The sequence below is a fragment of the Altericroceibacterium spongiae genome (assembly GCF_003610805.1).
Classification (GTDB): Bacteria; Pseudomonadota; Alphaproteobacteria; order Sphingomonadales; family Sphingomonadaceae; genus Altericroceibacterium; species Altericroceibacterium spongiae.
The window spans coordinates 57,843-76,732 of sequence record NZ_RAPF01000006.1 but is presented as its reverse complement, the minus strand read 5'-3'; the positions used below and the strand labels follow the sequence as shown (position 1 = coordinate 76,732).

At 55.7% G+C, this 18,890-nt stretch carries 18 protein-coding genes and 1 tRNA gene; 10 read left to right on the top strand and 9 right to left on the bottom strand.

Annotated elements, in window-relative coordinates:
• Positions 1-36: 36 nt before the first annotated feature.
• The 3 genes from D6851_RS12205 to D6851_RS12195 form a co-directional block, all read right to left on the bottom strand.
• On the bottom strand, positions 37-1,383 hold the full coding sequence (locus D6851_RS12205) for an AmpG family muropeptide MFS transporter (protein WP_120325170.1): 1,347 nt from the start codon (positions 1,381-1,383) through the stop codon (positions 37-39).
• A gap of 100 nt (positions 1,384-1,483) precedes the next feature.
• Positions 1,484-2,077, bottom strand: coding sequence for a GNAT family N-acetyltransferase (locus D6851_RS12200; RefSeq protein WP_120325169.1), 594 nt, complete (start codon positions 2,075-2,077; stop codon positions 1,484-1,486).
• Entirely contained in the window at positions 2,074-2,847 is a 774-nt protein-coding gene (locus D6851_RS12195; protein ID WP_147395474.1) for a bifunctional helix-turn-helix transcriptional regulator/GNAT family N-acetyltransferase, read from the bottom strand. Before D6851_RS12195 ends, D6851_RS12200 begins: the two co-directional genes overlap by 4 nt.
• Before the next feature lie 52 nt (positions 2,848-2,899).
• Here D6851_RS12195 and D6851_RS12190 point away from each other — a divergent pair, with 52 nt between their 5' ends.
• Together D6851_RS12190 and rsmD are read left to right on the top strand one after the other, a co-directional pair.
• Entirely contained in the window at positions 2,900-3,679 is a 780-nt protein-coding gene (locus D6851_RS12190; protein ID WP_120325168.1) for a pseudouridine synthase, read from the top strand.
• A complete protein-coding gene (gene rsmD, locus D6851_RS12185) occupies positions 3,676-4,221 on the top strand; it encodes a 16S rRNA (guanine(966)-N(2))-methyltransferase RsmD (RefSeq protein ID WP_120325167.1) in 546 nt (181 codons plus the stop codon). The genes D6851_RS12190 and rsmD overlap by 4 nt, the downstream gene beginning before the upstream one ends.
• Here the strand turns inward: rsmD and D6851_RS12180 are convergent.
• On the bottom strand, positions 4,199-5,476 hold the full coding sequence (locus tag D6851_RS12180; RefSeq protein ID WP_120325166.1) for an MFS transporter: 1,278 nt from the start codon (positions 5,474-5,476) through the stop codon (positions 4,199-4,201). The two genes, rsmD and D6851_RS12180, sit on opposite strands and share 23 nt — an antisense overlap.
• 196 nt (positions 5,477-5,672) lie before the next feature.
• Positions 5,673-6,023, bottom strand: a complete 351-nt coding sequence (locus D6851_RS12175) for a hypothetical protein (protein WP_120325165.1) — start codon at positions 6,021-6,023, stop codon at positions 5,673-5,675.
• Between the two features lie 83 nt (positions 6,024-6,106).
• On the opposite strand from D6851_RS12175, the gene D6851_RS12170 reads away from it, so the two are divergent.
• Positions 6,107-8,431, top strand: coding sequence for an ATP-dependent helicase (locus D6851_RS12170; RefSeq protein WP_120325164.1), 2,325 nt, complete (start codon positions 6,107-6,109; stop codon positions 8,429-8,431).
• A 77-nt stretch (positions 8,432-8,508) separates the two neighbouring features.
• On the opposite strand, the gene D6851_RS12165 is transcribed toward D6851_RS12170, so the two are convergent.
• Both D6851_RS12165 and D6851_RS12160 read right to left on the bottom strand, forming a co-directional pair.
• Entirely contained in the window at positions 8,509-9,879 is a 1,371-nt protein-coding gene (locus D6851_RS12165; protein ID WP_120325163.1) for a DEAD/DEAH box helicase, read from the bottom strand.
• Between the two features lie 132 nt (positions 9,880-10,011).
• Positions 10,012-10,554: a hypothetical protein gene (locus D6851_RS12160; protein WP_147395473.1), complete on the bottom strand. Its 543-nt coding sequence runs from the start codon at positions 10,552-10,554 to the stop codon at positions 10,012-10,014.
• A gap of 268 nt (positions 10,555-10,822) precedes the next feature.
• Here D6851_RS12160 and D6851_RS12155 point away from each other — a divergent pair, with 268 nt between their 5' ends.
• The gene (locus D6851_RS12155; protein ID WP_120325161.1) at positions 10,823-12,262 is read left to right on the top strand and encodes an FAD-binding oxidoreductase; all 1,440 of its coding nucleotides are present in this window, start codon (positions 10,823-10,825) and stop codon (positions 12,260-12,262) included.
• 73 nt (positions 12,263-12,335) lie between these two features.
• Complete coding sequence (locus D6851_RS12150; protein WP_120325160.1) at positions 12,336-13,139, top strand: SapC family protein; 804 nt, start codon at positions 12,336-12,338, stop codon at positions 13,137-13,139.
• 253 nt (positions 13,140-13,392) lie between these two features.
• Here D6851_RS12150 and D6851_RS12145 read toward each other — a convergent pair whose 3' ends face one another.
• Positions 13,393-14,382, bottom strand: coding sequence for an N-formylglutamate amidohydrolase (locus D6851_RS12145; protein ID WP_238474075.1), 990 nt, complete (start codon positions 14,380-14,382; stop codon positions 13,393-13,395).
• 134 nt (positions 14,383-14,516) lie between these two features.
• On the opposite strand from D6851_RS12145, the gene cpdR reads away from it, so the two are divergent.
• From cpdR to D6851_RS17780, 3 genes are all read left to right on the top strand, one after another.
• Positions 14,517-14,891, top strand: coding sequence for a cell cycle two-component system response regulator CpdR (cpdR, locus tag D6851_RS12140; RefSeq protein ID WP_120325159.1), 375 nt, complete (start codon positions 14,517-14,519; stop codon positions 14,889-14,891).
• A 71-nt stretch (positions 14,892-14,962) separates the two neighbouring features.
• A tRNA-Val gene (locus tag D6851_RS12135) sits at positions 14,963-15,037 on the top strand.
• 180 nt (positions 15,038-15,217) lie between these two features.
• Positions 15,218-15,394, top strand: coding sequence for a hypothetical protein (locus D6851_RS17780; protein WP_183030085.1), 177 nt, complete (start codon positions 15,218-15,220; stop codon positions 15,392-15,394).
• Positions 15,395-15,551: 157 nt separating this feature from the next.
• Here D6851_RS17780 and D6851_RS12130 read toward each other — a convergent pair whose 3' ends face one another.
• Positions 15,552-16,919 carry an aminomethyltransferase family protein gene (locus D6851_RS12130; protein ID WP_120325363.1) on the bottom strand — a complete coding sequence of 456 codons (1,368 nt, stop codon included), beginning with the start codon at positions 16,917-16,919 and terminating at the stop codon, positions 15,552-15,554.
• A gap of 324 nt (positions 16,920-17,243) precedes the next feature.
• On the opposite strand from D6851_RS12130, the gene D6851_RS12125 reads away from it, so the two are divergent.
• Both D6851_RS12125 and D6851_RS18285 read left to right on the top strand, forming a co-directional pair.
• On the top strand, positions 17,244-18,224 hold the full coding sequence (locus tag D6851_RS12125) for a helix-turn-helix domain-containing protein (protein ID WP_120325158.1): 981 nt from the start codon (positions 17,244-17,246) through the stop codon (positions 18,222-18,224).
• Between the two features lie 315 nt (positions 18,225-18,539).
• Positions 18,540-18,779, top strand: a complete 240-nt coding sequence (locus D6851_RS18285; protein ID WP_120325157.1) for a TonB-dependent receptor plug domain-containing protein — start codon at positions 18,540-18,542, stop codon at positions 18,777-18,779.
• The last annotated feature ends 111 nt before the right edge of the window (positions 18,780-18,890 follow it).

Genomic DNA, 18,890 nt, shown 5'->3' with positions numbered 1-18,890 from the left:
CGGCGCTGCATATTGAGCAACGCCGATCTCCGAGCATCAGCCTTCTTCACGAGCATCCCCTTCACCGACCTTGCCAGCCGAACCGATTGCTGCATCGACCAAACCGGTGCGCATCATCCACCAGAACAGCGCTATTCCAGGCAGAGCTGCCAGGGTGGTCAGCAGATAAAAATTCACATATCCCATGACTTCGATCAGACGTCCGGCGGTGGTGCCGGTCAGAAAGCGGCCGACAATACTCGCCCCGGCACTGATAAGTGCATATTGTGCCGCCGTGAAACGCAGATCGCATAGCGCCGAGAAATAGGCGACTACCACCACCCCGCCATATCCACTGGCAAAATTTTCAAAGCCGATGGCACTGGCCATACCGATATTGCTGTGCCCTGCCGCAGCCAGCAAAGCGAAGCTGAGATTGGAAATGGCCATCAGGATCAGGGCGATGAGGACGGAGCGTTTAAGACCAAGCCGGGAGTAAATGATTCCGCCAACAAAAACGCCGACAATCAAAGCCCAGAAGCCGACGCCAACGTCATAAAGAGCAATCTCATCGTTGGAAAATCCGAGATCGTCAAACAGCAGACGAAAGGTCAGATTGGCCAGTGTATCGCCAATTTTGTGGACCAGAATGAAGAGGAGAACCAGCCAGGCTCCATTGCGCCTGAAAAACTCCTGAAATGGGCCAATCACTGCCTGAAAACTTTCTGACAGGCTCCGCTTTTCCTGCACTACCTTACGCCGTGCAGGTTCTCCAAGAATTAAGGCTGTCAGCATAGCTGGCAAGGCAAAGATGGCGCAGGCCATATATGCAAGATGCCAGTCGAAACGCGCGGCGACTATCAATGCCACTGCCCCGGCTCCGGCAGCGCCGATACGCCAGCCATACTGGCTCATACCGGAGCCGGTTCCAAGCTGATAGGGTTTAAGAGTTTCGATACGATAGGCATCAATCACAATGTCATAACTGGCACCTGCCAGCCCCACGAGCACAGCGGCTGTAGCTGTCCAGACAATATCTTGTGCGGGATTGGCGAGAGCGAGATTGAACACCGCGGCAATCACCAGCACACCAATAACCAGCATCCATGAAACGCGCTGGCCGAGACGTCCAAGGACCGGGATTTTTATACCATCGACAATCCATGCCCAAAGGAACTTGAAGTTATAGACAAGGAAAGCGAGGCTAAACGCAGTGATAGTGGATTTCTCAATCCCATCCTGCGCCAGCCTGGTTGTGAGAGTTGCCGCAATAAGCGCAAAGGGGAAACCGGAAGATACACCAAGAAAGAAAGCGCCTAACGATTCCTTTTCCATATAGGGCTTGATGGCATCCATCAGTCCCTTCTTTTCGATTGTAGCATCGGTTTCGCTTGTTGCAGCCATGTGGCTCCCTTTTCTCACTGAGCCCACGAGCCTTAAAGAACAGGCACAGAATGGAAAGACCCGATCCGGCAGATCAGGTCAGTTATGCCCGGCACGCTTTTTAAAAGCGATGAACAGGGTCTCTGTGGCCAGTGCGGGTCGGGTTAAGAGTTGATGTTAAGTTCTTACCCATGCGCAGCAGCGGCACGGTGACGCCGTCCACCTCATGCTCCACTTTTTCGATTTCCCGGTAGCCACAGGCTTCGTAAAGCGGCTGGCCGCTCATCGTGGCCATCATCTCGGCGCGTGTAAAACCTTCCGCCATCGCAGCCTCTTCACACAAATCGAGGATCAGGCGACCTACCCCACGCCGCGCGAAATCGGGATGCGTGTACATAGCCCGGACCCGCGCAGCGTCGCTTGCCGGATCGAGCATAGCCGGATCGCGTAAGGCAGCGCTGTGATCTCCGCCGTAAAGCGTCGCACGGCGGCTCCAGCCTCCGCACCCGGCCAGATGCTCCCCTTCTTCAACGATAAAATAGGTGCCGTCTTGCACCAGCTGGGTATCGAGCCCCATCACTGCACGGCTGGCCGCAATCTGTGCATCATTCAAAAAGCCGCGCTGCAAATTCTCGATGGATAGCGCCATCAGGGAAGACAGGCGTGGCAAGTCCTTCATTTCTGCCAGACGAGAGGAAAAAGCAGACCTGCTCATTGGCCGCGACCTTCGAAACGGATTTCCCATGTCTCGCCTTCCTCAGGTTCACCGAATTCATAATGAATGGCGCTTTCCGTATGGGCAAAGCCATGGCGTGTATAGAGCCGCCTTGCCGCATCGAGCACTGTATGCGTCCAGAGCCGGATACCGCGATGCCCCGCTTCCCTTGCAAAACGTATCGCTTCGATCAGCATCTGATCGCCAATGCCCCGCCTCCGCGCAAAGGGTTCGACAAAAACCAGCCGTAAGCGGGGTAAATCCTCCCCTTCGTCGGACAGCATAAGAGAGCCTGCCATCACACCGTCCAGCTCGGCAATCCAGCAATGCGACCGGTGCGGATTATAATTGCGCAGAAAAGCAGCAACGATTTCTGCAGCGGTCGCTTCCAGTTGCAGGCCCCATCCATAATGTGCATCGTAGAATTGTGCCTGACGCTGCACCATCCAGCCCAGATCGCCATTGCGAAAACTGCGAATCGTTACCTCACCAGCCGCCGATGTGGTTGAAAGATGCAGCCGAATCCGGGCCATGGAACGGATCAGATCTTCCCGGTCAATCGGTGTCAGATCCCTGACCATATCGGCGATAGCATCGCGCTGACGCCCGTTCATCCGGTCAAAGATAGCCCGCCCGCTATCGGTGAGACTGATCGGCCGGGCCCTCGCATCCTCACCTCGGTCGCGACGAATCCAGCCGCGCTTTTCGAACCGCGCAACAATTCGGCTGAGATAACCCGCATCCATACCCAGCCGATCTTGCAATGACAAAGTCAACTATCCAGTTGTTTCACCCGGGGCCGGGCGGCGCTATGGGCAGGCTATGGCAGATAATAACAAAACTGATGGCGAACGCCCCGAAGGCGAACGGATCGCCAAACTTCTGGCACGCGCCGGCGTAGCTAGCCGCCGTGAAGTGGAGCGTATGATCGGGGACGGGCGCATAGCGATCGATGGCAAGGTACTGGATACACCGGCAACGATCCTGCCCAATCTCAAGGGCGTGACGGTGGACGGCAAAGCCGTTGCCAAGCCCGATCAGACCCGCATTTTCGCCTTTCACAAACCATCGGGCCTCATCACTGCGGAACGCGATCCCAAGGGACGCGCCACGATATATACAGCGTTACGCAATGCAATGCCCAAAGGCTCGCCGCGTGTCATGCCGATTGGCCGCCTCGATATGAATACGGAAGGGCTGCTGCTGCTGACCAATGATGGCGAACTGAAACGTGCGCTGGAATTGCCCGCCAATGGCGTGCCGCGGACCTATCGCGCCCGCGCTTTTGGGGATATCAGCCAGGAACAGCTTGAGGACCTGATGGATGGGATCACCATCGATGGTGTCCATTACGGTTCGATCGACGCCAATCTCGAACGCCGGACCGGCCGTAATCAGTGGATCGAAATGACACTGACCGAAGGCAAGAATCGCGAAGTGCGTCGCGTGCTCGAACATCTGGGGCTACAAGTCTCACGCCTGGTTCGCACGGCCTATGGACCGTTCGAACTGGGTGATTTGCCACGCGGTCAGGCTGGCGAAATCAAGCAGGCCGATGTCGAGCGCCTGCGCAAGATGATGAAGCGGGAGGGCTTCCTGTGAGAATCATCGCCGGTGAATGGCGCAAACGACCCCTGCGTGCGCCCGATGGCGACACAACGCGCCCCACTGCGGACCGGACACGCGAAACGCTTTTTTCCATGCTGATGAGCCGGCTCGGCTCATTCGAGGACCTGTATGTCGCGGATCTTTTTGCCGGCTCCGGCGCGCTCGGGCTCGAAGCCCTGTCACGCGGCGCGCGAAGCTGTCTGTTCGTAGAACAGGAATCCGCCGCCTTGCGCATTTTGCGCGCCAATATTGCGGCATTCCGGGCACAGCCGCGGGCCGATGTCCGGGCAACGTCAGTGATGGCGCTCGGCCCCGCCAGGGGCGATCTGCCCGATCTGATCCTGCTCGACCCGCCCTATCATACCAATGCCGGCTCGGTCGCGCTCGACAAACTCAACCGGCTCGGCTGGATCGCGCCGTCCTGCTGGATTGCACTGGAAACGGCAGCCGATGAGGACGTAAACGTCAAATCACTTGAGGTCGAAGCCGAACGTCGCGTGGGCAAAGCCCGGATTACATTGCTGCGTAAGGCTTGAGTGATGCTTTCTTCCCGAAATAGACCCCGATAAAGGTCACCAGCCCAGCGGCGGTGAGGAACAGCCCAACCAGTGAAATGCCACCTGCCCCGCTCAGCATCTGAGCAGCAATCGGCGCTACGGCTCCGCCAATAATACCGCCACCATTAAAGGCGATAGATATCGCCGTGTACCGCAGCTTCACCGGGAATAGCGACGGCATCCAGCCGCCCAGCGGACCATATACCAGCCCCATTACGAAGAGCGCCAGAACCAGCATCAGAAACACAGCGAGCAACGAACCATGCGCCAATGCCGGGCCGAATATGAGCCCGAGCAGCATGGTTCCGCTTGCACCCCACAGGAGAACTGTGCGGCTGCTGCTTCTGTCCGACCGGACCGCCGCCACGAGAATACCGAGCGCCAGAAACAGATTGGCTCCGAGCTGCAATGACAGCATCGTCTCACGCGACACGCCGCGCTCTGTGGTCATATGACCCAGTGCAAAGGCCGTCCCCAGGTAAAAGATCGCAAAACAGGCAATGACACCGGCAGATGCAGCGATCACTTGCCACAGATGCCCCCGTAACACCTCCCCGGCGGGCAATGACGCCGGCGGCGCATCGTCCAATGCATCACGAAAAGCCTGCGTTTCGCCGACCTTCAGCCGCACCCATAACCCCAGTCCGACCAAAATCGCGCTGAGCAGAAAGGGAATACGCCAGCCCCAGGCAAAGAAGTCCGCATCGCTTAGCCACAGGCCCAGCAAGAGATAAAGCCCGTTTGCGGCAAGGAAACCCACCGGTGCACCGAGCTGCGGCGCACTGCCGAAGCGCGCTTCCCATCCTTCAGGTGCATTTTCGACTGCAAGCAGCGTCGCCCCGCCCCATTCCCCGCCCAGTCCGAAACCCTGACCGAAACGCAGAATACATAGCAGCAGCGGAGCAAGCCAGCCGACCATCTGATAAGTCGGCAGAAAAGCGATCAGCAGCGTGGAAAGCCCCATCAGCATGAGTGAGACGACAAGAGTCGATTTGCGCCCCAGCCGATCCCCGAAATGGCCGAAAGCGATAGCGCCCACCGGCCTTGCCACAAAGGCCAGCCCGAAACTCATCAGGCTGAGCAGCAACTGGGCCGAAGCGCTTTCAGCAGGGAAAAAGAGAGGACCGAAAACCAGCGCTGCCGCTGTGGCATAGACATAGAAATCGTAAAATTCGACCGCTGTGCCGACAAGTGCCGCGGCCAGAATACGACGATGTGTGCGGATCGGTGACACCAGACTTCCTCCCTTGCCCGAGCGCGGCTGCGCCGCAGGAGAGATCTTGTCAAGGATTGCTCCCGATTCCGTACGCAAGAATCGTAAAAGAGGTGCCAGGTTCAACCGACACCTCTTTCGAATAAAGGTTCAACTACAACAGATTCTGCCCAATCGCCGGACTGTTAGAAACGGGGCCGAATTCAGCACGCACACTTTAACGCGGTTGCGGTTTATCCTTTGTCTGGCTGGCAGGTTCACCTGGCCAGTAATCAAGCGGGCGGTTACCATAATTTTTGCCGGCTGCCCGCGGCTGGATGCAGCCATCGGTCTGATCCTTGCCGCATACCGGATAGCCATCGGGCGTCTTGCTTACAGGCTCCGGGACACGTTGAATCATCGGATTCGATTCCATCCGGGGAGCCTGACGAGTAGTGCCCGTGGCCGTCTGCTGGGTCGGCGAAGCCGAGGTGGTCGGCATCGGCTCCGGGGTTTCCTGCATCTGGGCCGCAGCAGGCATTGCGGTGAGCGCCATGGCGCCGGCGGCAGCTATAAAGAGATTACGCATAAATACTCCTCTCGAAGTTTCATTCCTCTTCTCAACGGAAGCTCCGACAAGCGGTTCCCCGAGCGCTCTTGCGCGGCGATACGATGTTCCCTAACTGTTCGCTCGTGACCCAGCCCCCTTCTTCCAGCGAAACGCCCCCGTCCGCCATCCCAGACTGGCTCGATGGCCTGAACGAACCGCAACGTGAAGCCGTGCTCACAACGGAAGGGCCGGTGCTGATGCTGGCCGGCGCCGGAACGGGCAAAACGGCAGCGCTGACCGCAAGGCTGGCTTATCTGATCCGCAATCGCCTCGCCTGGCCAAGTGAAATTCTCTGCGTGACTTTCACCAACAGAGCAGCGCGTGAGATGCGCCATCGTGTCGGCCAGTTAATCGGCGATGCAGTGGAAGGAATGCCCTGGCTCGGGACATTCCATTCGATATGCGCGCGAATGTTGCGTCGCCATGCCGAACTGGTCGGGCTGCAATCCAATTACACGATCATTGACATGGACGATCAGCAACGTCTGCTGAAACAACTCATTGCCGAAAACGGTCTCGACGAAAAACGCTGGCCCGCTCGCCAGCTTGCCGGGCTGATCGATCGTTGGAAAAATCGCGGGCTCAATCCGAACGATCTCGATGCGGTTGAAAACGAAGCCTATGGCAACGGCCAGGGCGCACGCATGTATCGCCAGTATCAGGAACGGCTCAAAGCACTGAATGCCTGTGATTTCGGTGATTTATTGCTGCATGTTCTCAATATTTTCAGAACACATCACGATGTGCTCGAACAATATCAGAACCGCTTCAAATATATCATGGTTGACGAATATCAGGATACTAACGGCGTCCAGTATCTCTGGCTCCGCCTGCTGGCTCAGACCCGTAAGAATATTTGTGTAGTGGGTGACGACGATCAGTCGATCTATTCATGGCGCGGAGCTGAAGTGGCCAATATCCTGCGCTTCGAGAAGGATTTTCCCGGCGCAAAAGTGATCCGGCTGGAACAAAACTACCGTTCCACCCCCCATATTCTCGGCGCTGCATCCGGACTGATCGAAGAGAATAGCCAGCGCCTCGGCAAAACCTTATGGACCGAATTTGACGGCGGTGAAAAGCTGCGCGTTATCGGAGTCTGGGATGCCCCGGAAGAAGCGCGCCGAGTAGGCGATGAGATCGAAAGACTGGAACGGGAAGGCGCACCGCTCGACCAGGTCGCCATTCTGGTCCGTGCTCAGTACCAGACCCGCGAATTCGAAGACCGCTTCATACAAGTCGGCCTTAACTATCGCATTATTGGGGGTTTTCGTTTCTACGAACGCGCAGAAATACGCGACGCACTGGCCTATCTGCGTGTCATTGCCCAACCGCAGGACGATCTCGCTTTTGAACGTATTTACAATCAACCCAAACGCGGACTCGGTGCCAAAACGCTGGAGAAAATGCACCGGCACGCCCGTCAGGTTGCTCTGCCACTGGCTGCGGCAGCTCTTGATCTCGCGGATACGGACGAATTGCCTGCCCGCACACGCAATACTGTAACCGCGCTAATGGGTGATTTTGTCCGCTGGCGTGAAATGGCAGAGGAATTAAGCCCTGCCGAATTGCTTCGCGCTGTTTTGGAAGAAAGCGGCTATAACCAGATGCTTCAGGCGGACCGTTCCAGCGAAAGCGCCGGACGGCTTGAAAACCTCACCGAACTCGCCCGGGCAATGGAGGATTATCACACACTGGAAGAATTCCTCGAACATGTCAGCCTCGTCATGGATAACGATGCAACCGATGATGAGGAAAAGATCACGATCATGACCATGCATGCTGCGAAGGGCCTCGAATTCGGCCACCTCTTTCTACCCGGCTGGGAGGAAGGCGTGTTTCCCTCGCAGCGCGCACTCGATGAAGGCGGGCTTGCCAGTCTCGAAGAAGAACGCCGCCTGGCTTATGTGGCGATCACCCGGGCAAGGCGGCGCTGCACCATTCTTCATGCAGCAAATCGGCGAATCTATGGACAGTGGACCAGTTCGATTCCCTCCCGCTTCATCGAGGAATTGCCCGAAGATCATATCGAACAGGAAACCACGCTTACCGGCGGTGCGTCGCTATGGCGTGCGAACTGGAGCGAACAGGAAGATCCGTTCGCGCATGTCGCGCAGAACCGTCCCGACCGGTCAGGCCATCGCGGGCCCGGCTGGCAACGCGCGCTCAGCACCGGATACGAAACCGCACCTAAACGCATTCGTGAAACCGGCCGCAGTGCAGCCAGCTTCGCAGCCAAACCACGCAGCGATATCGCCATCGGCGCGCGCGTATTTCATGATAAATTCGGCTATGGCAAAGTTGTTGCTCAGGAAGGCAATAAGCTGGAAATCGACTTCGAAAGCACTGGCCGAAAAAGACTGCTCGACAGTTTTGTGAAACTAGCCTGACGCCAAATTACCGTCGAAACGGCCTGCTACGACCTGCTAACAACAGTCCTGCTTTTCCTGTCTGAGCCCACCAGTCTTCAGGGAATCGCCGAAATCGAAAGAAATTCAGGAATCGGACCATGCCATTCGCCCGCAATATCCTGATTATCCTCTTCCTGCGCACGGGACTTGCGTCTTGACGTGTTGCTCCTGGCTGCAGAAGCCGTCTTCCGGGATTTTTCTTCGACATCTTTCGTCGATTTACGGCGAGTTGAACTGCGTTTAGGTGCTGCTTCCGTTGAATCCTGAACAGAAGCCTTATCTGCGGCAGCGCCTTTTTTGCTAGTTGCGGCTTCCTCAAATTCCCACTCGGGAATCTTCATACCGGTCAGCTTTTCAATATTAGCAACTGCTTCAGCGTCGGCATCAGTCACGAAAGTAAAGGCACGACCTTTGGCTCCTGCCCGGCCGGTACGACCGATCCGATGGACATAATCGTCCGGGTGCCAGGGTGTATCGAAATTGAAAACGTGGCTGACGCCTTTGATGTCAATGCCGCGTGCAGCGACATCCGAAGCCACCAGAATATTGATCTCGCCACCCTTAAACAAAGCCAGTTCCGCCATTCGGCTCGACTGGTCCATATCGCCATGAATCTCGCCTACGGCGAAACCTGAGCGTTTCAGGCTTTTGGCCAGCTCACGCACTGTCGTCTTGCGATTGGCGAAGATGATTGCGGTCTGCACATCGTCATTGCGCAACAGATAGCGCAACACTTCGCGCTTCTTACGCGGAATGACTTTTACCTGATGCTGCGCGATATTGATATTCGCGGTGGCCGGGCGTGCCACTTCGATATATTTCGGATTGGTCAGAAACCGGTCCGCCAGCTTCTTGATAGGCGGCGGCATGGTGGCCGAAAACAGCAGTGTCTGCCGACTAGCCGGGAGCTTTTCACAAATCGATTCGATATCGGGAATAAAACCCATATCGAGCATCCGATCGGCTTCATCAATGACCAGCAGTTCACAGCCAGTCAGCAAAATTTTACCACGCTCAAACAGGTCCATCAGACGACCTGGCGTAGCGATCAATACATCGACACCTTCGTCGAGCGCCTTCACCTGATCGCCCATCTGCACACCGCCAATCAACAGTGCCATGGAGAGCGAGTGGTTTTTACCATACTGCTCAAAATTATCCGCCACCTGCACGGCCAGTTCGCGAGTCGGCGCGAGAATCAACGACCGTGGCATGCGTGCACGCTTGCGCCCCTGATCCAGAATATCGATCATCGGCAGTACGAAACTGGCAGTTTTGCCCGTCCCTGTCTGAGCGATGGCAATGAGGTCCTTCATCATCTGGACCTGAGGAATCGCCTGCGCCTGAATGGGCGTGGGCTCGGTATAGCCAGCGGCTTCCACCGCTTGCAGCAATTTATCAGACAGGCCGAGATCGGCAAATTTCATAAGCGTTGTAATGTCCGGATCTGGATTTGGCGGTTATTCACCAAAAGGAAAATGGCGGCACCAATGCCGCCTCCAACATGCGCCGCCTATGCACCGATCTGTGAAAAAGTCAAGAAAATGCGGGAATAGCGACTATTGCTGCCACGCCACCAGACGACTGAGCCGCTCCACTTCGCAACTCGATCCGGCCCGCGATTGCAAACTGTCACGCCCGGAACATAATTTTCCGTCCTTATTCCGCTCGACATAAAAACCGGAATAGAAATCGCGCGCTTTACAGCGGTCTTCCAGTGCGACGCTCAATACACGACGATCCCGCATAAACAGGAGCAAACGGTTGGGATGGGCTGGCTGCGTACCGGCGATATCTTTTATATCGATACAGCCTTTCAGCTTTTTCTCTTCGAAGCGGGTCGGCATTTCCCTACGCGGCAACTGGGCCAGCATTTGCTGGCGAGTGCTGGGCGCCGTCGGAGCAATACGGATAATCACACGCCGCTCTATTCGCACCTGATGATTCACCGGAGTCGAATACCCAGCCACGAGCGGCACTGCTTGTTCATAAGAACTGCCGCCAGTCAGCTCTTCTGGTTCACTGTGTTCAGTCAGATGCGCGGAAACAGCCGCGTGGCCCACAGTTGGAACTGTCGGCAAACTGGCATCGTCTGTAACCATATCCGCTGCGGATACCGGAACAAGAAGTGCAAAAGATGCAAGAAGAGCGGTTAGACTGTTCATCTGGCAATTTATCACATAGCGGCGGCGCCAAAGCGGCCGATCATTCCCCTCTTTTTAAAACCGTCGAATTGAATGATGCCTTAATTCCACTCGTCTTGACAAGAGAACGTCTTATCCGCGCCTCTTCCTGCTTCGACGCCCTTGCAAATGAATAATCCCGCACCGTACTGGCATGCCGCTGCCGGATCGGGCAAAAGTTCCAACTATGAGTCATTACGCTGAATTTTTATCTGCCGCTGCCGACTGTCTCGGCAGCAAGGGTTTCACTCGCGATGCCGATGTCATGGAGCCATGGCTGACCGACTGGCGCGGCCGGTTCACCGGCAAGGCGCTCGGCATGGCATCACCGGCTTCGGTGGAAGAGGTCTCTGCTTTCGTCAGGCTTTGCGCCGATTACGATATCCCGATCGTGCCTCAGGGCGGCAATAGCGGCATGTCGGGCGGTGCAACTCCCGACAGGTCGGGCAAGGCCATCATTCTTTCGCTGCGCCGCATGAATGCAATCACGCGATTCGACGAGCAGGCACGCGAAGTGACTTGTCAGGCTGGCGTAATTCTCCAGACATTGCACGAGGCAGCCGAAGAAAAGCAACTTCGCTTTCCCCTCACATTGGGCGGCAAGGGTTCCGCGACGATTGGCGGACTGATTTCCACTAATGCCGGAGGCACGCAGGTTCTGCGCCATGGTTCTATGCGCGCGCAGGTTCTCGGTCTGCAAGCTGTGCTCGCTGATGGCAGCGTGTTCGACACGCTCACACCACTCAAGAAAGACAATCGCGGTTTCGACCTCAAACAATTACTGATCGGGTCTGAAGGCACGCTGGGCATTGTCACAGCTGCCACACTGCGCCTGATCCCGGCTGTAGCCGACCGTGCCGTGTTGTGGGCTGGTGTTGCCTCCATTCTCGATGCCCGTAAACTGTTCCTCCATGCCAATAAGGTAGCCGGTGAAGCGCTGGAAGGCTTCGAAGTACTGCCTCGTCATAGTCTCGAAGCGGTGCTCGATTATGCTCCCGAAGCTCGCGCACCGCTACAAGACAATCATGAATGGCACTGCCTGATCGAGCTAACCGCCGATGCCGCCACGGCCGAGCGCTTACAGGACTTAGCCATGAATTTGCTCGAAACGGCGTTTGAAGAAGGACTGGTGGAAGATGCCACAATTGCCGCCAACGAAACGCAGGCGGAAGATTTCTGGGCTATTCGAGAGGATATTTCACCTGCTGAACGCGCTATCGGCCCTGCGGTACAGCATGATATATCCGTTCCGGTGTCCAAAATGGCTGCATTTGTTGCCGAAGCGGTTCCCCTAGTTGAAAAACGCTATCCAGGCACTGTCGGAGTGGCATTTGGACATTTGGGAGACGGCAATGTCCATTATCATGTTCTCGCCCCCCAAGGCGCAGAACCCGGCGCATGGGAAAGAACAAAAGGCAAAGAAATCAGCGCCTTTGTTTATAAACTTGTCACTGACTGGGGTGGTTCTATTAGCGCTGAGCATGGCATCGGTCAGCTTAAAATTCATGAATTGGACCACCTTGCCGATCCTGTCTCACTCAAAATGATGCGAGCTGTAAAACAGGCGCTCGACCCTGAACAGCATCTCAATCCGGGAAAACTCGTATGGCTTGCGGATAAAGGGTAAGCAATCTAGGGGATGCGTTTACCCAATCGGTATAGCGTGATCCGATAGTCTTTAGCATCTGCGGAGAGTTAAAATGGCCAGTGCGCCGCAAGCAAACCTGCCTCTTTTTTATAGTGACCTTATGCCTCTCAACAGCCGCGACCATGCGGAATGGAAGGCAAAATCGGTCGACAAAGCACCGTGGATCGCCGGTCAGCATGCGATCCCGCTGACCGTGGACGAATTTGCCCGGGCTCAGCGTAACTTTCCGATCGTCTTCTCAAACAGTGAAAAGCCTGTGCCCCTGGCTCTGATGGGTCTGCATGAAGGTGTAAACGTGTTCTTCGAAGATGACGGTAAAGCTATCGGCGACTTCTATGTTCCGGCCTATGCCCGCCGTTATCCCTTCCTGCTCGCCAAGCTGGACCCGAGCTCCGACAACATGTCGCTTTGTTTCGATCCGTCGAGCAAGCTGGTCGGCAAATTCAAGGACGGCGCCGAACTCTTCGCTGAAGAAAAGCCGACAGAACACACGCAGGAATTGCTGCAATTCTGCCAGCGTTTCGAAGAAGCCGGGCAGCGCACACAGTCCTTTGTAGAAGAACTCCAGAAAGCCGACCTGCTGATGGATGGCGAAGTGGCGATTCAGCGTAATGGCGAGGAAAAGCCTTTCGTTTATCGCGGTTTCAAAATGGTCAATCAGGACAAACTGCGCGAAGTGCGTGGCGATCAGCTTCGCAGCTGGAATCAGAACGGTCTCCTGCCGCTGATTTTCGCTCATCTTTTCTCGCTTGATCAGATGCGCATCATCTTTGCCAAGCAGGTTGAACAGGGCAAAGGCCCGGCGGCCGGTGCCAATGCAGGCAATGCCGATCTTCCCAAAACTCAGATCAACTGATTTCATCATTTTTATTCAACGGTTCTGACAGTCCATCTGCCCGATATACAAAACGATTTAGACGAATTTGCCTTTTGAGCGGACGGACTGTCTTGAACTGTTAAACCGAATGATTATTTTGGAGATGTCCGGCTGCCGCTCCCCTCATGGCGATGCCGGACAGGTGCACCCCTTGCACCTCCTCCCTGAACCTTGGCCACCTCGTGCATATGCACGAGGTGGTTTTTTCATGCCGCTAGACGCTGGCCGGAAGTTACTCAGCTGCCTGATCGAGATTACGCCCGCCCAGCATCACAACCTCATCGACGAGCGCATGAACCATTCCAGCAACAGCTTCGATAATTGTCCCGGCGTCGTCGGATAAGTCGCGCAAATCCTTGTTGAGATAAGTTGTCCGGCAAATTTCGAGCTGAAAAGCATGAATATCGTGACGTGGTGCAGCATGGCGATCAAGCACATAGCCACCGGAATACGGCCGGTTATGCGCCACCAGCCAGCCACTGGCCCCCAAATGGCTGAGCGCCCGCGCACATAATTGCGCATCGCAAGCCCCGCCGAACCGGTCTCCCACTACAAAATCAGGTGCTGCAGCCACACCATGTTTCGGGCCCAAAGGAGGCATGGAATGCAGATCGAGCAACAAGGCAGCCCCCCAGCGCTGTCGTGTTTCATGCAACATCCCCGCAAGCTGGGCATGGTAAGGCCGGTGAACCGACTCAATCCGCGCCACCAGATCCCTGTAAGGCAGGCGCCCGTTCCAAATCTCTCCGATTCCGCCGAGACGGCGCGGCACGAGGCCCAGACCGCTGCGTGCCCGATTAGTCATCCGACGATGGCGCAGCTCCACAGGGACCAGACCGGACAGCATGGATATATCGACATCGTCGGGCGCGCGATTAAGATCGATCATTGCACGTGGCGCGTGCGCAATCAGCAGCCCAGCCCCGGTCCGGCGCATAATGGCTTCTGCCAGCAGATCGACATATCGGTCCTCCAGCTTGAGCGCCGATTGCTCTAGTTCACGCATGTGAGATCGCATGGCCGGGGGATAGATACGCCCCCCATGAGGAGCGGCAATGACAACCGGAATTTCAGGCTTGCCGCTCGACTGCCAGCTAAAAGCGGCCCGTCCGAGAGTACCCGGAATATGCCCGCCTTGCACCTGCATCGAATCACCCCGCCCTTCTGCCACAATTGCAATGGGTGCACGCTGCCCCGCTGCAATCTGTCTGTCAAAAAACACGCTGCACACTGCAGCAACACTCAATGCTCTGTACAGGCTGTTTCAAAGCTGGGCACCTCCTTTACAAAAGGAGATTAACCCACAGCGACACCATATGGAGGCTGTCACTACCCGATATCGCCAAGGACCATGACATGCCCCGAATCCTGCTCGCCGAAGATGACGACCTTTTGCGACCCTATCTGAAACGGGCACTGGAATCGGCCGGCTATGACGTTGTGGCAGTCGATCGGGGCACTGAGGCGGTTCCCTATCTGGAACAGCAGCATTTCGATCTTCTGCTGTCCGATATTGTGATGCCCGAGATGGATGGAATTGAACTGGCTCAGCGTTGCTCCGAACTCGCTCCGCATATGCAGGTGATGTTTATTACCGGTTTTGCTGCAGTCGCACTGCGAGCCAATAGGGAAACACCTCAGGCCAAAGTTTTGTCGAAACCCTTTCATCTCAAGGACCTGACATCAGAGATCGACAAAATTTTGCGAGAAGTTGCTCTGGTGAGCGTTTAACCCCTTGCCAAGGGGGTAAGGGCCCGCTAATTGGCCCGCCTGCCGGACGAAACCGGCGTCGACGAATAAGTGGGCGTATAGCTCAGTGGTAGAGCACTGTGTTGACATCGCAGGGGTCGGAAGTTCAACTCTTCCTACGCCCACCATTCGGACCTTTAAGAAAACCCGCTGAAATAGCGGGTTTTTCTTTGTCTTCCGTAGATTCCCAACTAGCATTTGGGCAGTTAATTTCTGCGCCCACTCCGGTGTCGCTCCGGCGAAATGCTCCTGGTGCAAGGTTTTCGGTCTCTGCGATAATAGACTTGTACCGGATTTGCACCGGTCACTTGAGAGCATATTGCTCATTCAAGGAGACCGATCTGACACGCGAGAACGAGCAGTTTCGCGTCCGGCGCGACAATAACGGCCCCTGGCGAGTCTGCTGGAGCGATTATCGCCCTGGCCGGTTCACCGCCAACAATCCGCCTGCCTTCGACATCGACATCGACAATCCCACTGTGTGAATATTGCGCAGCGAGCGGATGCCATGCTCCAGTTTGAAAGATGCTTCACTCAGGAGATGTGATAGGCAATCTTCGAATAGGAAAGGGCGGGCGGCGATAGTATCGCCGCCCGCCCTTTCACTTACAGAGAGCAGAAAGTCTGCCAATATCAGGTCAATTATTCAGGCCGATAGCCTGACTGGGCCAGCTTGGAGAACGGCCAGCCCGATACTGTTGCCCGGACCGGCATCTGCTGATGATGCTCAACCGTAGGACGGTTGGAACCGCCATTGGGCTCACCCCATAAAATGGTCAGATCGGTCCCTTCCTGCGCGAATTCTTCGTCAACCACAGCCAGCGTGACCCATGCGCCATCGGGAGCAAGGAACGACGTGTAGGTGGACACACCAACATGATCGCCCTTTGCATTGAGCACGCGATCATAGGGGTAGGACGCATAATGCGCGGTCGGCATTTCCATTGCCTTGCCATTCTGCCCCGGTGTCATCTGGCTGCGGTAAACAGCCATCGTATCATCAGGATTCATAACCAGCGAGACCTTCTTGCGATGCTGGTCCTCGGCGCGCTTTTCCAGAGCTTCACGACCAACAAAGTCATGATCGAAACGGATCAGGCGACCATAATCGACTTCCCACGGTGTGAAATAGTAATCTTCGATCTTGTCGGAGATGAAACTGCCACCCAGCGAAGCAATGCCATCGAAGCTCGCAGCGGGAAGCCATTCGCGATATTCCTTCATGGAATCATCCGAATAGATCGCCGGCATCGGGCAAGCCAGCCAGCCGGAATCCACAGCTGCGCTGGAATAAGCCCGACCGCCCACCTGGCGCATATTGAAATCCTTACCGGCTTCCAGAATAGCTGCCTTGACGTCGTCATAATGTTCGACAGGCCCCCAGAATTCGAGACCCGGCGCACCACCCATCCCGTGGCGCAGCGAACGATAGGTTGTTCCCGCAACATTGATCTGCCCCATCTGGAAAAAGCGTGGCTGATCGATTGTGCCGCCATTCAGCTTTTCGAGAACCGCCCATGCATCGGGACCCTGAACTTCGAAACGGAATGTCTTGCGCGGCTTGGGGTTCTGCAAAGAACGTTCGTCACGATCGCATTTCACATCGTAATTGCCCGTCTGCGCCTTAAACTCGACCCAGTTAGCTACCGTGGGACGACCGACGATATTGACCAGCGTATCGCTCAGGCCAAAAATGATCATATCGCCGATCAGATAGCCATTCGGGGCACAGGCGATAAACTGCTTGGCCTTGTTATCTCCGAATTTCGCGAAGCTGTTGATCGCCAGTTCGGACACGAATTTCATCACATCGGGACCTTCGACATACAGGTCCGTCATGTGAAAAGACTGGTCCATCAGGGCCACGCCTTCACGCCATGCGCGCTGTTCTTCCCGCCAATTGGTGAATTCGGGCTGCACAGGGAAAGCATAGGCTCCACTCTGTGCGTTACGGAGCATGTCCAATGCACCGCCGGATTGATCGATCTTGTTCTGAAGCGACCTTGTCATGCGCAATCCTCCATCATCTTTATTGCGTTGGGTTGCTGCGATATTGAGGAAGGAGAACGATGTCTTGGCTTCGGGCGACGCCGACTGGCCAAAACGCGACAAGCGCACGCCCTCTTGCTAAACTCACATAAAATATCCAGCTTATAACGAATATAGCCCTGTTGTGCGGAAACGTCCCGATCATGGTGAGCCGGGACTGGAAAGCGGATACGGAAGGCGAAGCGCCGAGAATGGAAGCAATGTATATAACAGCTATGCTTTGCGGCACTCTTCCCAACGCAATATCACCATCACACAAACGGGCCAGTGTCAGAAGGTAAAGCCATGCTTGAAGCAAACTGGCAGGAATTCTCTACCGCATCGGTTCCCGAGGCCCAACGGCTCCGTCGCTGGAATGAATTTGGCAGTGACACGTTATGTGAAATGGTTGTCGATCCGGTCGACCGCTCCAGCTTCAATGCCAGTCTCAAAAGGATCGATGTCGGTTCGATGGGGCTGGTTTTCATGGAAACATCGCCCGCTACCGCTCTGAGTTCTGCAACCCAGATCGGCAACTGGGCCAGTCCGGATCGCGATGCACTGGTCCTGACTGTTGTGGACCATGGCGGGTGTAATCTGTCACAGGATAAGTGGGATCTCGATCTTGCAGCGGGTGACATGGTCATTCGTGACCTTGCCAGACCGTGGCGCAATCTGTCTGCTCAGACTTCCGGGCTTATTCTCGTCAAAGTCCCCTTCACCACCGTTCTCAAAAATGTTTCCGACCCTGAACGAATCATCGGCCGCCGCCTGTCGGGCAGGCTGCCCCCGGTCGCACTGGCCGCATCAGTCATTCGCGCCAGCCGCCATGCCTTGCTGACAGATCCGGACGGCGAATGGTACGATTTGCTGGGTGATATTCTATCCGATGTATTCCGGCTGGTCTGTGACGGTACGGAATTGCGTGAAGATCTAGGAAAATCCTCAATCGCGTATACGGTCAGACGCGATGCAGTTGCCTATATTCTCCATCATCTCAACGACCCCGAGCTGTCAGTAACTCAAGTGGCCGACAATATCGGAGTGAGTATGCGGCAATTACAGCGCAGCTTTGCTTCCTGCGGCAAAACGCCGCGTCAGTTTATACTCGACCAGCGACTGGAACTGGCCGCAAAAAAGATACTTGGTTCATCGGACAACGGTCAGGCGCGGATCACCGATATCGCCTTCGATACCGGTTTTAATGACGTGAGCCATTTCAGCCGCGCCTTTTCCCGGCGGTTCGGCTGTGCACCACGGGTTTATCGAAGCCTCCATCGCCATTAGACGCCTCACCATTGGTTTTTACCGATCCTCAATGGCATTTTTCCGCTGTTCAAGCGCTTAACGTTTACCAGAAATGTATTAATTTCAGCTCCCTGTAGAGCTGTTCCTTATCCCATCCGGCCGGAAACGCAGGCAATTCCGTCAGGGTTTTCCGACCTTCCGTGTCGTAAAAACACAATTGCCCGTCGTTCACAGACAAGCGCCGGAATACATACCTTCCTAATGTCTGCCTGAAACAGGCGATCACAGCCTGACGAGAGTGGCGCGGTTACCAATGACAGCGGACCGAATGCCGGAACCGAAACCGGTAACGAAATTGTCGTCACCGCCCAATTTCGCGACCAGACACTCCAGGACACACCGCTGGCCATTTCTGCCTATACTGGTGAATTGCTCGAAAAACGTAGCGCTTCCGATATTGCTAATGCGGCAGGCACTGTACCCAATGTCAACCTTTCCAAGGGGCAAGGCGGTTTCGGTCAGTTCGCCAGTGGCAGATTTCGGTCAAGCGGAGCTTCTGAAGCTTCCGGTAATATTGCGACAGGCAGCGCCTGAATAGCTACCTGTCGCAATATACCGGCTTCAGACCATGGCGTAATTGGATGAGCTGCCCTGCTCTTTGCACGGGCGGGTTTTGATTGTCTGTCCCTCTCTTGCACTCATCCC